The sequence below is a fragment of the Bradyrhizobium monzae genome (genome assembly GCF_021458635.1).
GTDB lineage: Bacteria > Pseudomonadota > Alphaproteobacteria > Rhizobiales > Xanthobacteraceae > Bradyrhizobium.
Genome location: NZ_JAIRDQ010000008.1, coordinates 15,702 through 35,481, shown reverse-complemented (window position 1 = coordinate 35,481; position 19,780 = coordinate 15,702). Strand labels below are relative to the sequence as shown.

Below are 19,780 nucleotides of genomic sequence, written 5' to 3'. Positions count from 1 at the left end.
GTGCGGGCTATTCGGCCGCCTCGACCTCCTGCCTTCGCCGCATCCCACAACGCGACGGAGGCGTGCGGCGCCGCGGTCAGGATCGCGGCGATCGAGCCATGGGCGCCCAGAGGTCAGCGAACAGCTTGAGGTCGCCCGCGCTCTGCTTGACGCCGATGACAAGCGGCACCTCGGTCATGATCCGCGTCAGCAACGCCGGCGACAAATACGCCCCTGTCGCGGCCCCGCTCTTTGACGAGTATACGCACGCATCGAAGCGTATCGGCTGCGCCGGCCTTGGGAAGGGCGGATCGCGCGGCACTGCCCCCACAATCGCTCATTCCTGCGCACATTTGTTGGGGTTCCCCGTAGTTGTCCGGCTTCGGCTTAGGGGCATTTTTTTTACAATCCGAATCATCGAATGGGGAACGCTGGGGCGAGCAGGCCCAGCCGGCGTGTCGTTTCCGACACAGGCTGTGGCACTCGGCTTGCATCCTCCTCGTGGTCGAAACTACCGATGAGGTGATTGGAATGTTCATAACCGTCGTTGCCGTGCTCTGCCGGCTCGGCGCTGCTGCCTCGGGCAGTTGCGTCGAGGAAATCGTGACCGACAGCAACATGACGCCCGATATGTCGATGATGGCGTGTGCAGTCGGTGCGCAGGCACCGCTTGCGAAGTGGATGGGCGAGCACCCGATCTATCACGCCAACTGGCGCCTCGACCGCTACAAGTGCGTCCCGGGTCATTACGAGATCAAGGGCCACGCCTAAGGCCCCGCAAAACTACTGATATCGAGGAAGCGCCCGGGGCCGCCTTTCCCCCGCGTGAGCTTGCAGCACCCGACCCATTGCGGCGGCGCCTGCGTGACAACGATCACGTCTTCCCCTCAAGCCACCGCACGCAAAATGTTCGCACGCGCCTGCCGCCCTTCCGGCGTCGGCATCAGCGCATAATTGTGCGGCTGGTCACGGAGCAGATGCAGCTCGACCGCCACGCCGGCCGCCCTCGCCCGCGCGGCAAGATCGACGCTGTCGGGATAGAGCAGATCGCGCGTGCCCGAAAAGATCGTCATCGGCGCGAGCGAACGAAAGGCACCGTTGAGCGGGCTGACGAAGGGATGGCCGACATCGAGCTCGCCGGCATAGAGCCGACCGACTTCAATGATTCCCGGGATGTCCTGAATCGGATCGCGCGCCGCAATCGCCATCTGCTCGGGACGGCTGATCGATGCATCGGCCGCGGGCGAGATCAGCACCAGCCGGTTCGGCTGCCGATGGCCACGGTCGCGCAGCCACTGGCATGCGGCGAGCGCCAGCCCCGCCCCGGCTGAATTGCCGACCACCGTGACCTTTGCGGACCCCGCGTCCTCCAGCAGCATCCGCAACAGCTCGGCCGTCTTGGGCACGACATCCTTCGCGGTCGCGCGCGGCGCAAGCGGATAGATCGGTACGACGCAGACCACGCCCGCCTTGCGCGTCATCTGGCCGACGAAACGCCAATGCGCCGGCACGATCTCATTGATGTAGCCGCCGCCATGCAGGAACATCACGTGGTTGCAGCCTTCGTGCCCCGATGACGGCGCCGTGTAATAGACCGGCCAGCCGCCCATCTTCGTCAGCGTCGCCTCGACGCCGCGGCCAAGCCCCGTAGGTTCATGCGAGGCCGGCGCCAATGCGAGCTTCCGTGCGTGCGGCTGCACGGCCTCGGCTGAGGCCAGCTGCTGCTTGTACGGAAGCCGCCCGAGCAGCAAGTTGAAGACGCGGCTCTGCAAGCTCGGCGCGGGATCGTGTGACGGCCTGGCCCACGTGAAAGGGCATTCGCACAGCCCGATCGACAGCATCTTCGCAACGCTCATGCTCCTGCCCTCATTTGCTGCGTCCGGCGGCCGGCACCAACTTGCCTCTATCCATCGGCTGCCGACCCTGCCTATAATGCGAGCATTCACTCGCTTTTTCTACTCGCATTCGGAACGCAGGATCATGGCGCGTAAGCCGCCGACAAAACCCCGGAAAAATGCCTTGCAGGAGCGATCCCGCGCCACCGTCGACGCGCTGGTCGAGGCAACTGCTCGCATTCTGGTTCGCGAAGGTTTCGAGAAGACGAGCACCAACCGGATCGCCGAAATCGCCGGCGTCAGCGTCGGCTCGCTCTATCAGTATTTTCCGAGCAAGGAGGCTCTCGTCGCCGCCGTGATCGAGCGTCACAACGAGGAGATCATGGGCATCGTCCGCACGACGCTCACGGAAGTCACGGACATGCCGATCGAGAAAGCCGTGCGCCGCCTCGTCACCGTCGCGATCGAGGCGCATCGTATCAACCCCGAACTGCATCGCGTCCTCGCCGAGCAGATCCCACGCGCCGGAAAGCTCGACGTCGAAGCCTTCAACCGCGAGGTCCACAGCCTCGTCCGCGCCTATTTCGAGAGCCACCGCAAGGAAATGCGCAAGATCGACCTCGATGTCGCAGCCTTCATCTGCGTCAGCGCGATCGAAGCGGTCGCGCACAACATGGTGCTGAACCAGGCCGAGATGCTGTCGGAGAAGATGGTACGGACGCTGGTGGATGAGACGACGAGGATGGTGGTGGGGTTCCTGAGGTAGCGCGCGATCGCCAACACTCACGAAACTCGTCACCCGATAGGGTGAGAAATTGACGCTCTAACAAAATCGGACATCGGCGGAGGTCGCGGATGGGCCAAAACGCGACATTGCGTTGCTTGCCGCGTCAACGCAAGTCCCCGTTCGCGATCTATAACTGGTTCAGGAATTCCAGGAGCGCATTGCTTACGTCTTTGGCGCGCTCTTGCTGAGTCCAATGACCGCAACCTTTCAAGACCACTGTCTCGCGAAGCAAGGGCACGAACTGTTTCAGGCTAGGGACGAGATGGCTCCAACTCGGCGATCTGTAAACCCCGTCTCGATCGCCAACGACATAGAGTGCCGGGACCTGAACCTTTGCGCCGGACCATGGCGCGAGCAACTCCCAATTGCGATCAATGTTGCGATACCAATTCAAACCTCCTCCAAAGCCGGTGCGCTTGAACTCTCCAACGTAAAATTCGATGTCGCTGTCCGTGAGCCACGTCGGCAATGATCGGGTTGTAGGCTTCCCATCAAGCCACCCCCCCTCACTAGGAAGCATCGTGAGCGACGCAGGATCTTCAACCGGCGCATCGCCAGATAGGGCGAACAATGTCGTCTTGATTGCGTTGTGGACGTCTTTTTCGAGTTCTGCCTCGGCAACGCCCGGCGTCTGAAAATACAGTTGATAGAAGCGCTGCTTTTCGGTCCTCGGCATGACGGTGCTTGGTCGGTTGGGACCACGCACCTGAAACGGCACGCTCAAGCCAACGACGGCCCTAAATCGATCCGGTCTGAACAGAGCGCAGCGCCAAGCGACCGGCGCTCCCCAATCATGTCCTACAACGACTGCTTGATCCGTGCCGATCGCGTCGAGCAATCCGACCATGTCTCCGGTCAAATGCAATAGAGTGTATTGATCGATCGCATCAGGTCTGTCCGTCTGCCCGTAACCACGCATGTCGGGCGCGATGGCGCGATATCCGGCGGCAGCGAGCGCTTCCAACTGGTGCCGCCACGAATACCAGCACTCCGGAAAGCCCTGGCAGAGAAGCACGGTGGGGCCGCTCCCTGCTTCGGCCAGGTGCATTCGAATGCCATTTGTCTCGATAAACCGATGCGAGATCGTCATTACCAACCTCCGCAAGATCCAGTCACATTGTGAGCTCCAGCCACAACCGAAGTGGCGGCGCCGACACCCAGTCGAACGGCGGACCGCTAAAACGACATGCTCTACGAATTTATTTTCGAGCCCACACCGCGCCCCCGGCAGCATCGGCGCAAGTCGGCTTCGGGTCTTGGCTGTGTGAAAACGCCAGGACGCTTGGCGGCGAGCGAACAAATTATTCGTTCAAGACCGTCTTAGCGGCAAACTCGCAAGTGCATTCAACTTAGAGAACGAATTGAGGAATGGAATTCTGGCCGGGTTTCGATCGTTCGCATTTTCACACAGCCAGGGTCATTTGCAGACGTGAGAAACAGCTAGGGTCATGTCTGCCTTCCCGCTGGAAGCGGACGGTCCCGGAGTAATGAGTGCGCGTCCTTGAATAGTCTTAACGAGCATGTTGAAGCGAAAACATTCGCCCTCGCGCAAAATATTTGCGGATTGCGGCTGTGCCGCGGCGCTCAGCCCCTCGGTCGCCCCGGTGAAAATGTCACGATGCAAGCGAGCCTACGGAACTCAGCGCCCACCACCGGAATTAGGAAAGGTTTTCCCAATAATCCAAAATGGGAGGAAAGATGCCTAGACCCGTAGGTGCTGTTATACTGACCGCAATTGCGTTGGCGTGGCCCTTAGATATCGTGACGCTTTCATCGGCGGCAGATGGGGTGCGCGCGACCGACTTCAGCGCTCAGCAGCGACGCGGGCGACCGGGGCCGGGTGCCCGACCACCGAGCAGTCGCCCTCGCCCACCCGCCGCACGTCCACCCGGGCACCGTCCTCGTCCACACGCCGCCCACCGTCCTCGCCCGCCCGTCCATAGGGGCCGTCCGTGGGTTCGTCCGTCCCGCTACACTTGGCGTCCAGGTGGCGCGATCGCTGCGGGTGCCGCGCTCGGCTTCCTCGCAGCAGGCGCTGCAGCTTGGGCCGGAGCGCCTCCGGCACCCGGGCTATGCTGGTATTATACCGACTGGACCCAACGGCAGGGTTTCTGGGACCGCTGCCCGTAAGGTCAGCCCAAAGGGCGCGGTCTGATCCGCGCCCTTTGTTTGTTTGGTGAGGGCCTTCGCGAAGGAGAAGCGCCGCATCAAATTCCACCCTATCCCGACCTTCAAGCGGCTCTACAAGAGCGACCGCGCTGAGAGGGTATGGTTCGATGATTTGGTGGGCACCTTCCTGACCGTGGCAAGGCCCGCCATGGTCACGGCGATGTACCCCTCGGGCAGCGCCAGAAGGACATCAGGGAGCTCGCCGGACCGCCTACGATGGCACGACGATCGAAGTCAGGCAGAGCAAAGGCAGGAAGCTGACCCGCGTCCCGGTGCCGCCGATGGCACAAAGGCCACTTCCGCAAGCTATTGTTTCTCTTGGGTAAATTGGTCGGAGCGAGAGGATTTGAACCTCCGACCCCTAGTCTCCCAGACTAGTGCGCTAACCGGGCTGCGCCACGCTCCGAACGTCGTTCCATTAGCTAGGATCGCCGCTTTGCGCAAGGCGAGCCGGACCATTTTGGTGTCTTCGCTTCAAGTGCCCGGAATTGGCCGCCCCCCGCAAGGCGCCTCACCCGTCCTTCAGTGCCTGATCCAGCATTTCCCGGCAGGCGACGAGGTCGGCGAGGACCCGACCGAGACGCTCGCGGTCGATGGCGCTGGCGGGCGCTGCGGGGGTGCCGCCCTTGCGGAAGGTGGTGAGGATCTCCTCGTCGTCGACCTCCGTGAAACGGAAGTCGATGCCCTCCTCTTCGTTGCCCTGGTAATCGTCATCGTCGGCATCGGTGATGCCCTTGATGGGCGGCTCGTCGTCCGGCTCCATCAGGCTCGCCCCGATGGCGTCCTCGATCGCCCCGAACGAGACCGCGGCCGAGCCGTCGGCCAGCCCCTGCACCGACTTGACGCCGTGCTCTTTCAGGATCCGCTGCACACCGCGGATGGTGTAGCCCTCGCCGTAGAGCAGACGGCGGATGCCCTTGAGCAGGTCGACGTCGTCGGGACGGTAATAGCGGCGACCGCCGCTGCGCTTCATCGGCTTGATTTGGGAGAATCGGGTCTCCCAGAACCGCAGCACGTGCTGCGGAATGTCGAGTTCCTGCGCTACTTCGCTGATGGTTCGGAACGCATCCGGCGCCTTGTCCAAATGCCAAATCCTTCGCGCGGGCGCGACTTACGCCTCGGGTTGAGCCTTGCTGGCATCGCCATTGGTACGGTGCTGGGCGTTGATCCGTTGCTTCAGGATCGCCGATGGCTTGAACACCATCACCCGGCGTGGCGAGATCGGCACCTCGGTGCCGGTCTTCGGATTGCGGCCGATGCGCTGTCCCTTCTTGCGGACCATGAAGGACCCGAACGAAGACAGTTTCACCGTCTCGCCTTTTTCAAGGCAATCGGTGATCTCCTTCAGCACGAGTTCCACAAAGGCGGACGATTCCGTGCGCGACAGCCCCACCTTCTGGTAGACGGCCTCACAGAGATCAACACGCGTTACGGTTTTACTTGTATCGGTCATCGCCCTGCCCCACATCACGGCGAACAATTGTTGTCTGAAATTATGAGCTTACGTTACGGCGGTCAACACCGCTCATCAATGCAGACGCATCGATAATCGGCGCCAATTCCGGCAAAATTTTATCGAATGTGGCTTTACCAGCGCACCAGCGCGGAGCCCCAGGTGAAGCCGCCGCCCATGGCCTCCAGCAGAACCATGTCGCCGCGCTTGATGCGGCCGTCCCTGCGCGCCACCGACAGCGCCAGCGGGATCGATGCGGCGGAGGTGTTGCCGTGACGGTCCACCGTCAGCACCACCTTCTCCGGCGCGATATGGAGCTTGTGGGCGGATGCGTCGATGATTCGCTTGTTGGCCTGGTGCGGCACGAACCAGTCGATGCCGTCGGCGTTGAGCCCGGTCGCCTCGAAGGCGTCGACGATGACGTCAGTGATCATGCCCACTGCATGCTTGAAGACCTCGCGGCCTTCCATGCGCAGATGGCCGACCGTCTGGGTCGAGGACGGCCCGCCGTCGACGAACAGCTTGGCCTTGTGGCGGCCGTCGGAGCGCAGATGGGTGGTCACCACGCCACGGTCGGTTGCAGCCTGGCCCGGCTGCTCCTGCGCCTCGAGCACGACCGCGCCGGCGCCGTCGCCGAACAGCACGCAGGTGCCGCGATCGTTCCAATCGAGGATGCGCGAGAAGGTCTCGGCACCGATCACCAGAGCGCGCTTGTAGGCGCCGGTGCGCAGGAAATTGTCGGCGGTCGCAAGCGCGAACACGAAGCCCGAGCACACGGCCTGCAGGTCAAAAGCCGCGCCGTGATTGATGCCGAGCGCGTGCTGCACGGCGACCGCAGTCGCAGGGAAGGTGTTATCCGGCGTCGAGGTCGCGAGCACGATCAGCTCGATCGACTGGGCGTCCACGCCGGCGTCCGCGAGCGCGGCCTGCGCCGCCTTGATCGCAAGATGCGAGGTGAATTCGCCCTCGGCGGCGATATGCCGCTCGCGAATGCCGGTCCGCTGCACGATCCACTCATCGGACGTGTCGATGCGCGCCGCCAATTGGGCATTGGTCACCACCTGCTCCGGCAGGTAGGAGCCGCAGCCCAGCACGACCGAACGAATCTTGGTCACGAAACATCCTCCGGCGCGATTGGCGCGGAACCGAGCGCACCCCCATCACGGTTGAGCATCTGATTGATCTTGTTCAGAAGATCGAATTTGGCCATCTCATAACCAACATCGATCGCATAGGCAAAGCCTTCGGCATTGATTCCGCCATGGCTCTTGACCACCAGCCCGTTCAGCCCGAGCAGCACACCGCCGTTCGACTTGTTCGGGTCCATCTTGTCACGCAAGGCCTGGAAGGCATCGCGGGCAAAGAGATAGCCGAGCCTGGACAGCCAGCTCCGCTGAATTTCGTTGCGGAGTAAATCCGCCATCTGGCGCGCGGTTCCTTCGGCAGCCTTGAGCGCAATATTGCCGCTATAGCCCTCGGTCACGATCACATCGGCCATGCCCTTGCCAATGCCGTCGCCCTCGACGAAGCCGATATAATCGAGTTCCGGCAGATTCATCGCGCGCAGGGTTTCGCCGGCCTCGCGAATCTCCTCGTGCCCCTTGATCTCCTCGGTCCCGATGTTGAGCAGGCCGAGCGTCGGGCGCTTTTTGCCGAACACCACGCTCGCCATGGCCGCGCCCATCACCGCCAGCGCCACCAGATGGCGCGCGTCGCCGCCGATCGTGGCGCCGAGATCGAGCACGACGGACTCGCCGGGCTTGGTCGGCCAAATCCCGGCAATCGCCGGCCGATCGATGCCAGGCAGCGTGCGCAAATGAAAGCGCGCCATCGCCATCAGCGCGCCGGTGTTGCCGGCGGAAATGGCGACATCCGCCTCGCCCTTCTTCACCGCATCGATGGCAAGCCACATCGAGGAGGTCTTGCGGCCACGGCGCAGCGCCTGGCTCGGCTTGTCCTCGCCACTAACGGCAATTTCGGTATGGATGATCCGGGAGGCCGTCTTGAGCCGGGGGTGGCGGTCGAGCTCGGGCTCGATCCTGGCGCGATCCCCGACCAGCAGGAACTCGGCCTCGGGATGCTTGCCAAGCGAGATGGCCGCGCCAGGAATGACGACAGGGGCGCCGACGTCGCCCCCCATGGCGTCAAGCGCGATACGAACCTTGCTTGGCATCAAAATCCCGGAAACCTGGTCTAGCGCGGTCGTCCGCTTGCGGGACCGCGAAATGGGTTCGCCATGGACATGGCGACCGGCCGAGCGCCACGCCCGAACCGGCCGGACAATAGCGTTTTGTTATCCCGAAACAACCTCTTGCCCCCAGCCTTTTGGATTAAGGGCGATCCGCCGGCGGATGTTCGAATCCACAACAATTAGTGATAAATCAGATGGTTGAGCCGCCTTTTCAAACCAGCCCCGCAAACACCTCACACCCCGTAGCACAGGGGTGTTACGGGTAATGCCCAGCTATTTGCCTTTCTTCTTGCCCTGCTTGTTGTCCTGAAGCGCCTTCAGCGCCGCGAACGGATGGTCCTCGGGATCAAGTGCGGTGACCTCCGCCTCGAACACGACCCCCGGTTTGCGGGGGTAAGGGTCGATCGCCAGGAACAGCGCGTCGGTCGCGATCCGGCCGAGATCGATGATCCCGTTGACGATGGCCTCCGGCGGATCGGCGACCTCCGGGGGGGTCTCGTTGTCCTCGCCTTCCTCGATCAGGTCGGCCAGCCGCCGCACCTCGGCCTCGGGGGCAAAGGTCAGGTCGATATCTTCGTCGATCTCGCTCTCGATCGGATCGAGCGTGACCACACAGGTCTGGCCGACCCAGGCCCGCACATGGCCCGTGACCTGGAGCCGGCCGCCGCTCTTCGGCACGATTTCGAGGTCGGCATGGGCCGACAGGACCTCACGCACGCCCGCGAGCTCGGCCATGGCCTGTCGCTCCGCAGCCGAGGCTTCGAGCTCACGGTGCAGGCCGGTATCGGGAATATGCGCCACCATCACGGGCACGCGCCAAGGGTCGGGTCCGGTCGTCGGTCGGGTCATGACGTCTCATCCTCGGCGAGCGGTGCGGGAAACCTAAAGGATCCGAGCAACAGTGCGGAATCGTCGATCTGGCCGAGACCCGCATTCGTAGCCTCCGCGTAAGCGGCCAGCCGCCGTGCGCGATCCATCCCGGTACCATTCAAGATATTCTTGCAGATCGCCTGCGCCAGCGCCTCGGCACTGCTGTCGATCCCCTGGTCATAGGCCTGGACACGGCCGTAAAACGCCTCGCCGAAGGCCCGCATCCGCTTCGGGACGGTCTGGTCGCCTATGCCCATCTCGCGCAGATTGTCGTCCATGTCCTCGCAGAAGCGGTCGAACAGGGTCTGTGACAGCTCCGCCCCGCCCTGAGCGACGGACCGCAGCCGCCGCAGCAACAACCAGAGGTGCAGCAGCAACAGGTCGAAACGACCATTAACCGTATCGGGCACGCCCAAGTCCCGGTAAAATATGGGTTCTCGCGCCTGCGTCACGATCATGCCATAGATGGCCTCAATGGTGCCGGCCGGGGCTAGCCGGGGTTTCCTGAAGTGATTGAACGGCCAAAGCATTGTGGTTTCCGCAAGCGGGCGCGCGCGAGTTGCATTCAGAGCCTCCGCCCGGTACTTCAGCGCCTCGCGCGACGCAAGGGGACGGAATCAGTTCCGCTATGACGATAACGAACCAGACCAGCCTGCGCGCAGCCAAGCGGCGCGGCCTTTATGCACGCTGGCGCGGCTTGCGCATGCTCGCGGTCGTGGCTCTGGTCGGTGGCGCCCTTGCGGGATGCACCGGCGAGCAATTCCAGAAGGGCTATATCCTGCCGCCCGGCGCGCTCGAGCAGATTCCGCTCGGCGCAAGCCAGGACCAGGTGCTGATCGTGATGGGCACGCCCTCTACGGTCGCGACGCTCGACGGTGAAGTGTTTTACTACATCTCGCAGCGCTCGGAGCGCATGGTCGCCTTCATGAACCAGAAGGTAGTCGATCAGCGCGTGATCGCCGTCTATTTCGACAAGAACCGGCGCGTGCGCCGGCTTGCCAATTACGGCCTCCAGGACGGCAAGATCTTCGACTCGATCAGCCGGACCACACCGACCTCGGGCCAGGAGATGAGCTACCTCGCGCCGCTGTTCAAGCTGCTCAGCTTCAACTGAGATCTTGATGATCTGACATTTCGGCCTGCGGCGTCGTGCCGCTCTCCCCGCGGCACTTGCCGGCGCGCGCGACTTGCCGTTGCGCGCCGGGTTCCATACGCTCTCTGCAAAACAAGAAGCAGGGAGTGGATTCGTGCCCAACAAAGTTCTGTCACGTCGTCGCGTGCTCGCTGGTGCCGCCGGTCTGTCGGCCGCCGCCATCCTGCCGCGGTCGAGCCTTGCCGACTGGAAGCCGACCGAGAACATCCGAATCATCGTGCCGGCCGCGGCCGGCGGCTCGACCGACGTCATGGGACGGTTGCTCGCAGCCCATCTCCAATCCGCCTGGGGCCAGACCGCGGTCGTGGAAAATCGATCGGGCGGCGGCGGCACGATCGGGACGGCCGAAGTCGTTCGCTCCAAGGCCGACGGCCACACCATCCTGATCGGCAATCCCGGGCCGAACGCGATCGCCTACAGCATCTTCAAGAACCTCAGCTACAAGCCGGATCAGCTCCAACCGGTGTCCAACATGATCCGGATCCCGAACATCGTGTCGGCGCATCCGAAGACCGGCATCAAGTCGGTCGCCGAGCTGATCGCCTTTCTCAAGGCCAATCCGGATAAGCTCAGCTACGCCTCCTCCGGCGTCGGCCAGAGCCCTCACCTCACCGGCGCCTGGTTCCTCCAGCTCACCGGGCTGAAGATGACGCATATCCCGTTCCGTGGCGCCGGGCCTGCGCTTCAGGCCGCGCTTGCCGGCGACATCCAGATCCTGTTCGACAATCTCTATCCCAGCCTGCCGCAGGTTCAGAACGGCACGCTCAACGGTCTCTGCGTCACCACGACCGAGCCGAGTGATCTCGCACCGAACCTGCCGACCATGCGCGAGAGCGCGCCGGAGCTTGCGAACTTCGATGTGTCGTCATGGTTCTCGGTGTTTCTGCCGAAGGGCGTCCCTGCCCCCGTGCTCGAAGCGCTCAATCTCCAGGTCAAGGCGATGCTGGAGCGCGACGACATGAAAAAGCAGATCACCGCCATGGGCGCCCGCGCCGACTACGGCACGCCGCAGCAATTCGCGGACTTCGTGGACGCCGAGACGAAGAAGTTCGCCGGCATCATCCAGAAGGAAGGCCTGCAGATGGACGTGCAGTAGGCATCGCGCCGCGACGCCGTAGGGCGGAAAGCAAAAACCCCGCGGCTGTCGCCGCGGGGTTTTGTCTTGTGTCGTTAGCGCCGCTCAGTGCGCCAGAACCGCCAGCAGCAAGAGCGCCACGATGTTCGTGATCTTGATCATCGGGTTCACCGCTGGACCCGCCGTGTCCTTGTAGGGATCGCCGACGGTATCGCCGGTCACGGCGGCCTTGTGGGCATCGGAGCCCTTGCCGCCGAAATGACCGTCCTCGATGTACTTCTTGGCGTTGTCCCATGCGCCGCCGCCCGAGGTCATCGAGATCGCGACGAACAGGCCCGTCACGATCACGCCGAGCAGCATCGCGCCGACCGCCGAGAACGCCGCCGACTTGCCGGCGGCGCCGCCGCCCGCGATGGCGTAGATCAGGAAGTAGACGACGATCGGCGACAGCACCGGCAGCAGCGAGGGGATGATCATCTCCTTGATTGCCGCCTTGGTGAGCAGGTCGACCGCCTTGCCGTAATCGGGCTTGTCGGTGCCCTGCATGATGCCCGGCTTCTCGCGGAACTGCCGGCGCACCTCCTCGACGATCGCGCTGGCCGCACGGCCGACCGCCGTCATGCCCATCGCACCGAACAAATACGGCAGCAGACCGCCAAACAGCAGGCCCACCACGACGTAAGGGTTGTTCAGCGAGAAGTCCGGATTGACGCCGGCGAAGTAGGTGTGGTGCGCGGAGTCCGCAACGAAGAACTTGAGGTCCTGGTTGTAGGCCGCGAACAGCACCAGCGCGCCGAGACCGGCGGAGCCGATCGCGTAGCCCTTGGTCACCGCCTTGGTGGTGTTGCCGACCGCGTCGAGCGCGTCGGTCGACTTGCGCACTTCCTTCGGCAGGCCCGCCATTTCGGCGATGCCGCCGGCGTTGTCCGTCACCGGGCCGAAGGCATCGAGGGCCACGACCATGCCGGCCAGCGCCAGCATGGTGGCGGTCGCGATCGCGATGCCGAACAAGCCGGCCAGGCTGTAGGTGACCAGAATGCCGGCGATGATGACGATCGCAGGCAGCGCGGTCGCCTCCATCGAGACGGCGAGGCCCTGGATCACGTTGGTGCCGTGACCGGTCACCGAGGCCTGGGCGATCGACTTCACCGGGCGATAGTCCGTGCCGGTGTAGTACTCGGTGATCCAGATGATCAGCGCGGTGACGATGAGGCCGACCACGCCGCACTCGAACAGCGCCATGCCGGTGAAGTCGACGCCGTCGAGCTTGCCGAAGCCGATCAGGTAGTAGATCACGCCGGCGATGCCGATCAGCGACAGGACGCCGGTTGCGATCAGGCCCTTGTAGAGCGCGCCCATGATCGACTGGCTCGGCCCAAGCTTCACGAAGAAGGTGCCGATGATCGAGGTGATGATGCAGATGCCGCCGATGGCGAGCGGCAGCGTCATCATGTTGGAGAGGATCGGCGTCTTGGCGAAGAAGATCGCCGCCAGCACCATGGTCGCGACCGCGGTCACCGCATAGGTCTCGAACAAGTCGGCGGCCATGCCGGCGCAGTCACCCACGTTGTCACCGACGTTGTCGGCGATGGTGGCCGGGTTGCGCGGATCGTCCTCCGGAATGCCCGCCTCGACCTTGCCGACGAGATCGCCGCCGACATCCGCACCCTTGGTGAAGATGCCGCCGCCGAGACGGGCGAAGATCGAGATCAGCGAAGCGCCGAAGCCGAGCGCCACCATGGCGTCGATGACGGTGCGGCTGTCGGGCGCGAGCTTCAGCGAGTGGACCAGGAAGCCGAAATAGAGGGTCACGCCGAGCAGCGCGAGACCCGCCACCAGCATGCCGGTGATCGCCCCCGCCTTGAAGGCGAGTTCGAGGCCGCCGGCGAGCGACGTCGTCGCGGCCTGGGCGGTGCGCACGTTGGCACGGACCGACACGTTCATGCCGATGAAGCCGGCCGCCCCCGACAGGATGGCGCCGATCAAGAAGCCGATCGCGACATAAAGCCCAAGGAAATAGGCAAGCAGCACGAAGATGACGATGCCGACGATGCCGATCGTGGTGTACTGGCGCCGGAGATACGCTTGTGCGCCTTCACGCACAGCTCCCGCGATCTCCTGCATGCGCGGTGACCCCGCATCTGCACTCAACACCGAAGACGTCGCCCAAATCGCGTAGACGACGGAAAGCACTCCGCAGAGCACAATCAACCATAATGCTGTCATGTGATTTTTGCCTCAGATCCTTGATGTACGTACCCCCGGCGCCTTTTGTTTTTCCGTCAAGCGGTGCGGCGCCCTTATGTTGAACAGGGCCGCCCCTTGCACGAAGGGGTGGCCCTAGTCGGTCACAAGCTTGCCAAAATCAAATTGAGGGTGCAACGCCGGATGAGGCCGAAAAAGCCGATCTCGGCAAGTATTTAGACCTAATCCCGAGCGGCGGACCGCCGGCTCGGCGCAATTCCTAGAAGTGGCTGTAGGACAGCCGCTTCAAAGCCAACTCCTGGCCCTGCCCATCCAGGAAGCGCGGCCGCTCATGGCCCGCGACGATGGCGCCGATTGCCGTGACGGCCAGACCGACTGCCCGCCCCGCTTCCATCAGCGCATCGCTCTGCGCCGGCGGTACCGTGCACAGCACCTCGTAGTCGTCGCCCCCGGCAAGCAGCGTCTCAACGCAAATGGCGTTGCGCGCGACCAGGCCTCCCGCCGCAGGTGACAGGGGCACGCGCGCCACGTTGACCGTGGCCGAGACGCCGGACGCCGCGCAGAGTTTCGTCAGGTCGCCGGCGAGCCCGTCGGACACGTCCATCGAAGCTGTCGCGCGGTCGCGCACGGCCCGCGCCAGCACGTTGCGCGGCTGCGGGATCCGATAGCGCGAGATCAGCGCTTCTCTTGCCGCTGGATCGGACGTCAGCGCCGAGGCCGCCGCACCGCCGGTGAGCACGTCGAGGCCGAGCGCGGCATCGCCGATCGTCCCCGTCACCAGGATAACGTCGCCCGGCCGCGCGCCGGTGCGGCCGACCATCCGCCCCTTCGGCACGCGGCCGAAGGCCGTGATCGAGATCATCTGCAGTCCGGGCGTCGACACCGTGTCGCCGCCGAGCAGCGGGCAGGCGAAGTTTTTGGCGTCCTCGCCGAGCGCATCGGCAAACGGCCTGAGCCAGGCATCCTCCTTGCTGCGCAGCGCCAGCGTCAGCACGAACCCGGCGGGCACAGCCCCCTTGGCGGCGAGATCGGACAGGTTCACCCGCAGTGCCTTGCGCGCGATGGTGTCGGGGGGATCAGTGGCAAGATAGTGCACGCCCTCGACCACGGCATCGGTGGTGACGACGATGTCGTCGCCGGACGAGGACAGGATCGCGGCGTCATCGACCAACCCGAACGCGCCGGGATCAGTCGCCAACGGCTTGAAATAGCGCGCGATGAGGGAGTCTTCGGCAGAGGGATTGTGCGGGTTTGCCATCAGCTCGATCCGTCATCTCCCGCCGTCATTGCGAGCGAAGCGAAGCAATCCAGACTGCCTCTGCAGAAGCAGTCTGGATTGCTTCGTCGCTACGCTCCTCGCAATGACGGCCCCATAACTACCCCCGGCCGAACTCGTCGCCGCGAAACTGGCGGCCGATCTGGTCGAGCACCGCGTTGACCATGCCGGTCTCCTCGCGGTCGACGAACGCATTCGCAACATCGACATACTCTGAAACAACGACGCGGCCCGGCACGTCCTTGCGGTGCTGGAGCTCATAGGCCCCTGCCCGCAACACCGCGCGCAGGATCGCTTCGATCCGCTTCAAGGGCCAACCCTTCGACAACGCCTCGTCGATCAGAGGGTCGAGCTTCTTCTGGTCGCGCACGACGCCGGAGACGACGTCGCGGAAGAAAGCAGCTTCCGCCGGCAGATAAGTGTCGCCCTCCACCTCGTTGCCAAGCCAATGGCTCTCGAACTCAGCAAAGATGTCGTTGATGCCGGCGCCGGCGATGTCCATCTGGTACAGCGCCTGGACGGCGGCGAGCCGTGCCGCACCGCGCCGGTTCGCTTTCTTCTCCGCGGGCCCCGCCGGTTTCTTGAAGTCAGCCATCGCTCAGGCCCGCGCCATGCGGCGTTTGATGCGCAGCATCGCAAGTGCTGCGCGCGCGGCGTCGCCGCCCTTGTTGAGCTCGCTGGCGCGCGCTCGCGCCCAGGCCTGGTCCTCATTGTTGACGGTGAGGATGCCGTTGCCGAGCGGCAGCTTTCGCACCACCGCAAGATCCATCAGCGCGCGCGAAGATTCCTGCGAGACGATCTCGAAATGGATGGTATCGCCGCGGATGACGCAGCCGAGCGCGATCACCGCGTCATAGGGCTTGCCGTTCGCCGCAGCCGCGTCGACCGCGATCGCAACCGCCGCCGGGATCTCCAGCGCGCCGGGAACCGTGATGACGTCATGCGTGAGGCCGGCCGCCTTCAGCTCGGTGACCGCGCCGTCCAGAAGCGCGTCCTGGAGATCGTCATAGAACCGCGCCTCGACAATCAGCGCACGCGCGCCGGAAATGTCGGTCTGGTCCTTCAGGGGTGCGCGCCGCGCGTCTGCCATCGTCTCAATCCGTTCCGTGAAGTCGCCTCTTGGGTCGGCGCGTTATGTAGTCGCCGCTGGCCAGTAAGCCAAGTTTTAAACCGTCATTTCCGTCAGTCGCGCCGCATAGCGGGCCATCAGATCGACCTCGATATTGACCTCAGTCCCCGCCTTCCAGCCGCCGATCGTCGTGACATCAAGCGTATGCGGGATGATCAGCACCGAAAAGGTCACATCCTTCACCGTATTGACCGTCAGTGAGACGCCGTCGAGCGTGATCGAGCCTTTGGTGGCGATGAAGCGCGCCAGCTCCCGTGTGGTTGAGAGCTCGAACCGTGCCATATCGGGCAGATCCTCGCGGCTGACGATGGTGGCGATGCCGTCGGCATGGCCGGCGACGATGTGGCCGCCGAGCTCGTCGCCGATCTTGAGAGCACGCTCGAGATTAAGCCTCGTACCCAACTTCCAGTGCTTCGCCGTCGTCAGCGCCAGCGTCTCGGCGGCGGCATCGACGTCGAACCAGGTCTTGCCATCTGCGACGCCGGAGGCGACCACGGTGAGGCAAACGCCGTTGTTGGCGATCGAGGCACCGTCGGCGATGGTGGTCTGATCATAGCCGCAAGCGATGCGCAGCCGGTGCAGCTGCCCCTGCGCCACAGGCTTGAAGCTGACGATCTCGCCGATATCGGTGACAATGCCGGTGAACATGTTAGGCGCGCTCGTAGATGGTGAGAGTATCTTTGTCGAAGGTCTCGCTAGCATGAACCTTGTAGGCCTGCGACTGCGTGATTTTCGACAGGGGCAATGCATCGAGCGCATCGACCCCGCCGGCGCCGACCTCTTCCGTTCCGCGGAACAGCCAGATCTCGTCGACAAGGTCGGCGGATACGAACGATGCCGCAACACGGCTGCCGCCCTCGACCATCAGGCGCGTGATGCCCTTTTCGGCGAGCGCATGCAGCACGGCCGGAAGATCCAGCCCGGATGCACTTCCCGGTGGCATGCGCATGATTTGCGCACCGGCAGCGCCAAGGCGGGTCGCGGCCGCAGCCTCGGCAAGCTCTGAAGCGATCACCCAGACCGGCGTCTCCCGCGCGGAGCGCAGGAGCTGGCTCGAGGCCGGAATTCTCAGGTTCTGATCGAGCACCACACGTACCGGTGAGCGCGCGTCCATGCCCGGCAGACGACAATTGAGCTGCGGATCGTCCGCCAGCACCGTGCCGATGCCGACCAGGACGGCATCGCACTGTGCGCGCAGCAGATGCACGCGGTTGCGCACGGCTTCGCCCGTGATCGCGAGCGGCTTTGCGCCTGCTGCGCCGATCTTGCCGTCGGGCGAAACCGCGAGCTTCAGGATCACATGCGGACGGCGATCGCGGATACGGCGGAAATGCCCGGCATGGTCGAACACCGCCTCCGCCGCGCACGGGCCCACATCCACCGTGATACCGGCCGCGCGCAGGCGCGCATGGCCCTGCCCCGCGACGTCCGGATTGGGATCCTCGACCGCCGCCACCACCCGCTTGATGCCGGCGGCGATCACCGCGTCTGCACAAGGTGGCGACTTGCCGAAATGCGAACATGGCTCGAGCGTGACGTAGAGCGTTGCGCCGCGCGCCGCTTCACCGGCCCGGCGCAACGCTTCGGGCTCGGCATGCGGCCGTCCGCCCGGTTGCGTCCAGCCGCGGCCGACGATGATTCCATCCTTGACGATGACGGCACCGACGGCCGGATTGGGCCAGGTCCGCCCCTGCCCGCGCCGCCCGAGCGACAGCGCAAGCTGCATGAAGCGCCGATCGGAATCCTTCGTCTCGCGGATTTTCTGGGCGAACTGATCCTCCAGGATGCGGAAGATCATTTGCGGATCGCGGCGAGCCGCGCTTCCTCCTCACCGGAGAGCTCGCCGAGCACGTCGGCGAAATCCTTGGCCTCGCGGAAATTGCGGTAGACCGAGGCGAAGCGCACATAGGCGACGTCGTCGAGCGTGCGCAGATGCTCCATCACGGTCTCGCCGATCACCTCGGAGGAGATCTCGGCCTCACCACCGGTCTCGAGCTCGCGCACGATGGTCGAGACCATCTTCTCCACCCGCTCCGGCTCGACCGGCCGCTTGCGCAGACTGATCGACACGGAACGCATCAGCTTGTCGCGGTCGAACGGCACGCGGCGGCCGTTGCGCTTGATCACCGTGAGCTCGCGCAGCTGCACGCGCTCGAAGGTGGTGAAGCGGAATTCGCAGGCGACGCACACGCGCCGCCTGCGAATGACGGAGGAATCCTCGGTCGGACGCGAGTCCTTCACCTGCGTATCGAGACTGTTGCAGTTCGGGCAGCGCATCCGTGTATCCAGACCTTACTGATAGATCGGGAACCGGTCGGTAAGCGCCTTGACCCGTTCCTTGATCGCGGCCTCGACCAGCGGCGCCTTGCCGTCGTCGGACTGCGCGATCGCGTTGAGGACCTCGGCGATCATGCCGCCGACCTGCTGGAATTCAGCGACGCCGAAGCCGCGGGTCGTCGCTGCGGGCGTGCCGAGACGCAGGCCCGAGGTGACGAACGGCTTTTCGGGGTCGAACGGAATCCCGTTCTTGTTGCAGGTGATGGCGGCGCGGACCAGCGCCTTCTCCGAGACGTTGCCCTTCAGGCCCTTCGGCCGCAGGTCAACCAGCATCAGATGGTTATCGGTCCCGCCGGAGACAATATCGAAGCCATGGCTCTTCAGCGTCTCGGCCAGCGCCTTGGCGTTCTCGACGACGTTCTTCGCGTAGACCTTGAAGTCCGGACGCAGCGCCTCGCCGAAGGCCACGGCTTTCGCCGCGATCACGTGCATCAGCGGGCCGCCCTGCAGGCCGGGGAAGATCGCCGAGTTGAGCTTCTTGGCAAGCACCTCGTCATTGCTGAGGATCAGGCCGCCGCGCGGACCGCGCAGCGATTTGTGCGTCGTGGTGGTGGTGACGTGGGCGTGCGGCACCGGCGAGGCATGCACGCCGCCGGCAACGAGGCCTGCGAAGTGCGCCATGTCGACCAGCAGGTAAGCACCCACGGAGTCCGCGATCTCGCGAAAACGCTTGAAGTCCCAGGCGCGCGAATAGGCCGAGCCGCCGGCGACGATCAGCTTCGGCTTGACCTCTTCGGCCTGCTTGGCGACCGCGTCCATGTCGATGATCTGGTCCTCGCGGCGCACGGTGTAGTGCGCGGCCTTGAACCACTTGCCGCTCATGTTGACGGGCGAGCCGTGGGTGAGATGGCCGCCGGCCGCGAGATCGAGACCCATGAAGGTGTCGCCGGGCTGGAGCAGCGCCAAAAACACCGCCTGGTTCATCTGGCTGCCGGAGTTCGGCTGCACGTTGGCGAAGTTGGCGCCGAACAGCCTCTTGGCGCGGTCGATCGCGAGGTTCTCGGCGACGTCGACCCACTCACAACCGCCGTAGTACCGCGCGCCCGGATAACCCTCTGCGTATTTGTTGGTCATCACCGAACCCTGCGCTTCCAGCACGGCCCGGCTGACGATGTTCTCGGAGGCGATCAGCTCGACCTCATGGCGCTGCCGGCCGAGCTCGCCCTTGATGGCGGCTGCGATTTCCGGGTCGGCCTGCTCGAGCGAGGCGGTGAAAAACGAATCGGGCGCTGAGGCGGTTTTGGCGAAGGTCATCTTGCGAATATCTCCACCGCCGCAGCCTTTTGGCGGGCTACGGGCGGGTCTGGTGTGGTGATCGGAA

General features: G+C 64.2%; 20 protein-coding genes, 1 tRNA gene and 1 pseudogene. 4 read left to right on the top strand and 18 right to left on the bottom strand.

Going from position 1 to position 19,780, the window contains the following annotated elements:
• Window positions 1-26: 26 nt before the first annotated feature.
• Window positions 27-211, bottom strand: a pseudogene (locus K3F49_RS39470) (dihydrodipicolinate synthase family protein); the annotation flags it as partial.
• Window positions 212-510: 299 nt separating this feature from the next.
• Here K3F49_RS39470 and K3F49_RS26310 point away from each other — a divergent pair.
• Window positions 511-750, top strand: coding sequence for a hypothetical protein (locus K3F49_RS26310; protein WP_027529950.1), 240 nt, complete (start codon window positions 511-513; stop codon window positions 748-750).
• A 116-nt stretch (window positions 751-866) separates the two neighbouring features.
• Here K3F49_RS26310 and K3F49_RS26305 read toward each other — a convergent pair whose 3' ends face one another.
• Window positions 867-1,835 carry an alpha/beta fold hydrolase gene (locus K3F49_RS26305; protein WP_234683834.1) on the bottom strand — a complete coding sequence of 323 codons (969 nt, stop codon included), beginning with the start codon at window positions 1,833-1,835 and terminating at the stop codon, window positions 867-869.
• 163 nt (window positions 1,836-1,998) lie between these two features.
• On the opposite strand from K3F49_RS26305, the gene K3F49_RS26300 reads away from it, so the two are divergent.
• Complete coding sequence (locus K3F49_RS26300) at window positions 1,999-2,580, top strand: TetR/AcrR family transcriptional regulator (RefSeq protein ID WP_234683833.1); 582 nt, start codon at window positions 1,999-2,001, stop codon at window positions 2,578-2,580.
• A gap of 148 nt (window positions 2,581-2,728) precedes the next feature.
• Here the strand turns inward: K3F49_RS26300 and K3F49_RS26295 are convergent, their stop codons facing one another.
• From K3F49_RS26295 to K3F49_RS26255, 8 genes are all read right to left on the bottom strand, one after another.
• Window positions 2,729-3,691 (bottom strand): alpha/beta fold hydrolase, encoded by a 963-nt coding sequence (locus K3F49_RS26295; protein WP_234683832.1) that lies wholly within the window; start codon window positions 3,689-3,691, stop codon window positions 2,729-2,731.
• A gap of 1,407 nt (window positions 3,692-5,098) precedes the next feature.
• Window positions 5,099-5,176, bottom strand: a tRNA-Pro gene (locus K3F49_RS26285).
• Window positions 5,177-5,281: 105 nt separating this feature from the next.
• Complete coding sequence (locus tag K3F49_RS26280; protein ID WP_234683831.1) at window positions 5,282-5,854, bottom strand: MerR family transcriptional regulator; 573 nt, start codon at window positions 5,852-5,854, stop codon at window positions 5,282-5,284.
• 27 nt (window positions 5,855-5,881) lie between these two features.
• Window positions 5,882-6,223, bottom strand: coding sequence for an integration host factor subunit alpha (locus tag K3F49_RS26275; protein ID WP_177243187.1), 342 nt, complete (start codon window positions 6,221-6,223; stop codon window positions 5,882-5,884).
• Window positions 6,224-6,357: 134 nt separating this feature from the next.
• Window positions 6,358-7,338, bottom strand: a complete 981-nt coding sequence (locus tag K3F49_RS26270) for a beta-ketoacyl-ACP synthase III (RefSeq protein ID WP_234683830.1) — start codon at window positions 7,336-7,338, stop codon at window positions 6,358-6,360.
• Entirely contained in the window at window positions 7,335-8,396 is a 1,062-nt protein-coding gene (gene plsX / locus K3F49_RS26265; protein WP_234683829.1) for a phosphate acyltransferase PlsX, read from the bottom strand. The genes K3F49_RS26270 and plsX overlap by 4 nt, the downstream gene beginning before the upstream one ends.
• A 291-nt stretch (window positions 8,397-8,687) precedes the next feature.
• The gene (locus tag K3F49_RS26260; protein WP_234683828.1) at window positions 8,688-9,263 is read right to left on the bottom strand and encodes a YceD family protein; all 576 of its coding nucleotides are present in this window, start codon (window positions 9,261-9,263) and stop codon (window positions 8,688-8,690) included.
• Complete coding sequence (locus tag K3F49_RS26255; protein ID WP_234683827.1) at window positions 9,260-9,814, bottom strand: ubiquinol-cytochrome C chaperone family protein; 555 nt, start codon at window positions 9,812-9,814, stop codon at window positions 9,260-9,262. Before K3F49_RS26255 ends, K3F49_RS26260 begins: the two co-directional genes overlap by 4 nt.
• A 98-nt stretch (window positions 9,815-9,912) precedes the next feature.
• On the opposite strand from K3F49_RS26255, the gene K3F49_RS26250 reads away from it, so the two are divergent.
• Window positions 9,913-10,398, top strand: a complete 486-nt coding sequence (locus K3F49_RS26250; protein WP_234683826.1) for an outer membrane protein assembly factor BamE — start codon at window positions 9,913-9,915, stop codon at window positions 10,396-10,398.
• 133 nt (window positions 10,399-10,531) lie between these two features.
• A complete protein-coding gene (locus K3F49_RS26245; RefSeq protein WP_234683825.1) occupies window positions 10,532-11,533 on the top strand; it encodes a Bug family tripartite tricarboxylate transporter substrate binding protein in 1,002 nt (333 codons plus the stop codon).
• 84 nt (window positions 11,534-11,617) lie between these two features.
• On the opposite strand, the gene K3F49_RS26240 is transcribed toward K3F49_RS26245, so the two are convergent.
• The 8 genes from K3F49_RS26240 to glyA form a co-directional block, all read right to left on the bottom strand.
• Window positions 11,618-13,738: a sodium-translocating pyrophosphatase gene (locus K3F49_RS26240; RefSeq protein ID WP_234683824.1), complete on the bottom strand. Its 2,121-nt coding sequence runs from the start codon at window positions 13,736-13,738 to the stop codon at window positions 11,618-11,620.
• A gap of 238 nt (window positions 13,739-13,976) precedes the next feature.
• Window positions 13,977-14,975 carry a thiamine-phosphate kinase gene (thiL, locus tag K3F49_RS26235; RefSeq protein ID WP_234683823.1) on the bottom strand — a complete coding sequence of 333 codons (999 nt, stop codon included), beginning with the start codon at window positions 14,973-14,975 and terminating at the stop codon, window positions 13,977-13,979.
• Window positions 14,976-15,093: 118 nt separating this feature from the next.
• Window positions 15,094-15,588, bottom strand: a complete 495-nt coding sequence (nusB, locus tag K3F49_RS26230) for a transcription antitermination factor NusB (RefSeq protein ID WP_234683822.1) — start codon at window positions 15,586-15,588, stop codon at window positions 15,094-15,096.
• A gap of 3 nt (window positions 15,589-15,591) precedes the next feature.
• Window positions 15,592-16,083, bottom strand: coding sequence for a 6,7-dimethyl-8-ribityllumazine synthase (ribH, locus tag K3F49_RS26225; RefSeq protein WP_234683821.1), 492 nt, complete (start codon window positions 16,081-16,083; stop codon window positions 15,592-15,594).
• A 75-nt stretch (window positions 16,084-16,158) separates the two neighbouring features.
• Window positions 16,159-16,770, bottom strand: coding sequence for a riboflavin synthase (locus tag K3F49_RS26220; RefSeq protein WP_234683820.1), 612 nt, complete (start codon window positions 16,768-16,770; stop codon window positions 16,159-16,161).
• A 1-nt stretch (window position 16,771) separates the two neighbouring features.
• Entirely contained in the window at window positions 16,772-17,920 is a 1,149-nt protein-coding gene (gene ribD, locus K3F49_RS26215) for a bifunctional diaminohydroxyphosphoribosylaminopyrimidine deaminase/5-amino-6-(5-phosphoribosylamino)uracil reductase RibD (RefSeq protein WP_234683819.1), read from the bottom strand.
• Complete coding sequence (gene nrdR / locus K3F49_RS26210) at window positions 17,917-18,399, bottom strand: transcriptional regulator NrdR (RefSeq protein WP_027529969.1); 483 nt, start codon at window positions 18,397-18,399, stop codon at window positions 17,917-17,919. The genes ribD and nrdR overlap by 4 nt, the downstream gene beginning before the upstream one ends.
• Before the next feature lie 15 nt (window positions 18,400-18,414).
• The gene (glyA, locus tag K3F49_RS26205; RefSeq protein ID WP_234683818.1) at window positions 18,415-19,713 is read right to left on the bottom strand and encodes a serine hydroxymethyltransferase; all 1,299 of its coding nucleotides are present in this window, start codon (window positions 19,711-19,713) and stop codon (window positions 18,415-18,417) included.
• Window positions 19,714-19,780 lie beyond the last annotated feature (67 nt).

Bases quoted from the DNA above. Each gene is read 5' to 3' on its own strand.
- glyA (WP_234683818.1), bottom strand. From the start codon at position 19,713: ATGACCTTCGCCAAAACCGCCTCAGCGCCCGATTCGTTTTTCACCGCC.
- K3F49_RS26275 (WP_177243187.1), bottom strand. From the start codon at position 6,223: ATGACCGATACAAGTAAAACCGTAACGCGTGTTGATCTCTGTGAGGCC.
- ribD (WP_234683819.1), bottom strand. From the start codon at position 17,920: ATGATCTTCCGCATCCTGGAGGATCAGTTCGCCCAGAAAATCCGCGAG.
- K3F49_RS26250 (WP_234683826.1), top strand. From the start codon at position 9,913: ATGACGATAACGAACCAGACCAGCCTGCGCGCAGCCAAGCGGCGCGGC.
- K3F49_RS26260 (WP_234683828.1), bottom strand. From the start codon at position 9,263: ATGACCCGACCGACGACCGGACCCGACCCTTGGCGCGTGCCCGTGATG.
- K3F49_RS26310 (WP_027529950.1), top strand. From the start codon at position 511: ATGTTCATAACCGTCGTTGCCGTGCTCTGCCGGCTCGGCGCTGCTGCC.
- nrdR (WP_027529969.1), bottom strand. From the start codon at position 18,399: ATGCGCTGCCCGAACTGCAACAGTCTCGATACGCAGGTGAAGGACTCG.
- thiL (WP_234683823.1), bottom strand. From the start codon at position 14,975: ATGGCAAACCCGCACAATCCCTCTGCCGAAGACTCCCTCATCGCGCGC.
- K3F49_RS26240 (WP_234683824.1), bottom strand. From the start codon at position 13,738: ATGACAGCATTATGGTTGATTGTGCTCTGCGGAGTGCTTTCCGTCGTC.
- ribH (WP_234683821.1), bottom strand. From the start codon at position 16,083: ATGGCAGACGCGCGGCGCGCACCCCTGAAGGACCAGACCGACATTTCC.
- K3F49_RS26305 (WP_234683834.1), bottom strand. From the start codon at position 1,835: ATGAGCGTTGCGAAGATGCTGTCGATCGGGCTGTGCGAATGCCCTTTC.
- nusB (WP_234683822.1), bottom strand. From the start codon at position 15,588: ATGGCTGACTTCAAGAAACCGGCGGGGCCCGCGGAGAAGAAAGCGAAC.
- K3F49_RS26220 (WP_234683820.1), bottom strand. From the start codon at position 16,770: ATGTTCACCGGCATTGTCACCGATATCGGCGAGATCGTCAGCTTCAAG.
- plsX (WP_234683829.1), bottom strand. From the start codon at position 8,396: ATGCCAAGCAAGGTTCGTATCGCGCTTGACGCCATGGGGGGCGACGTC.
- K3F49_RS26295 (WP_234683832.1), bottom strand. From the start codon at position 3,691: ATGACGATCTCGCATCGGTTTATCGAGACAAATGGCATTCGAATGCAC.
- K3F49_RS26255 (WP_234683827.1), bottom strand. From the start codon at position 9,814: ATGCTTTGGCCGTTCAATCACTTCAGGAAACCCCGGCTAGCCCCGGCC.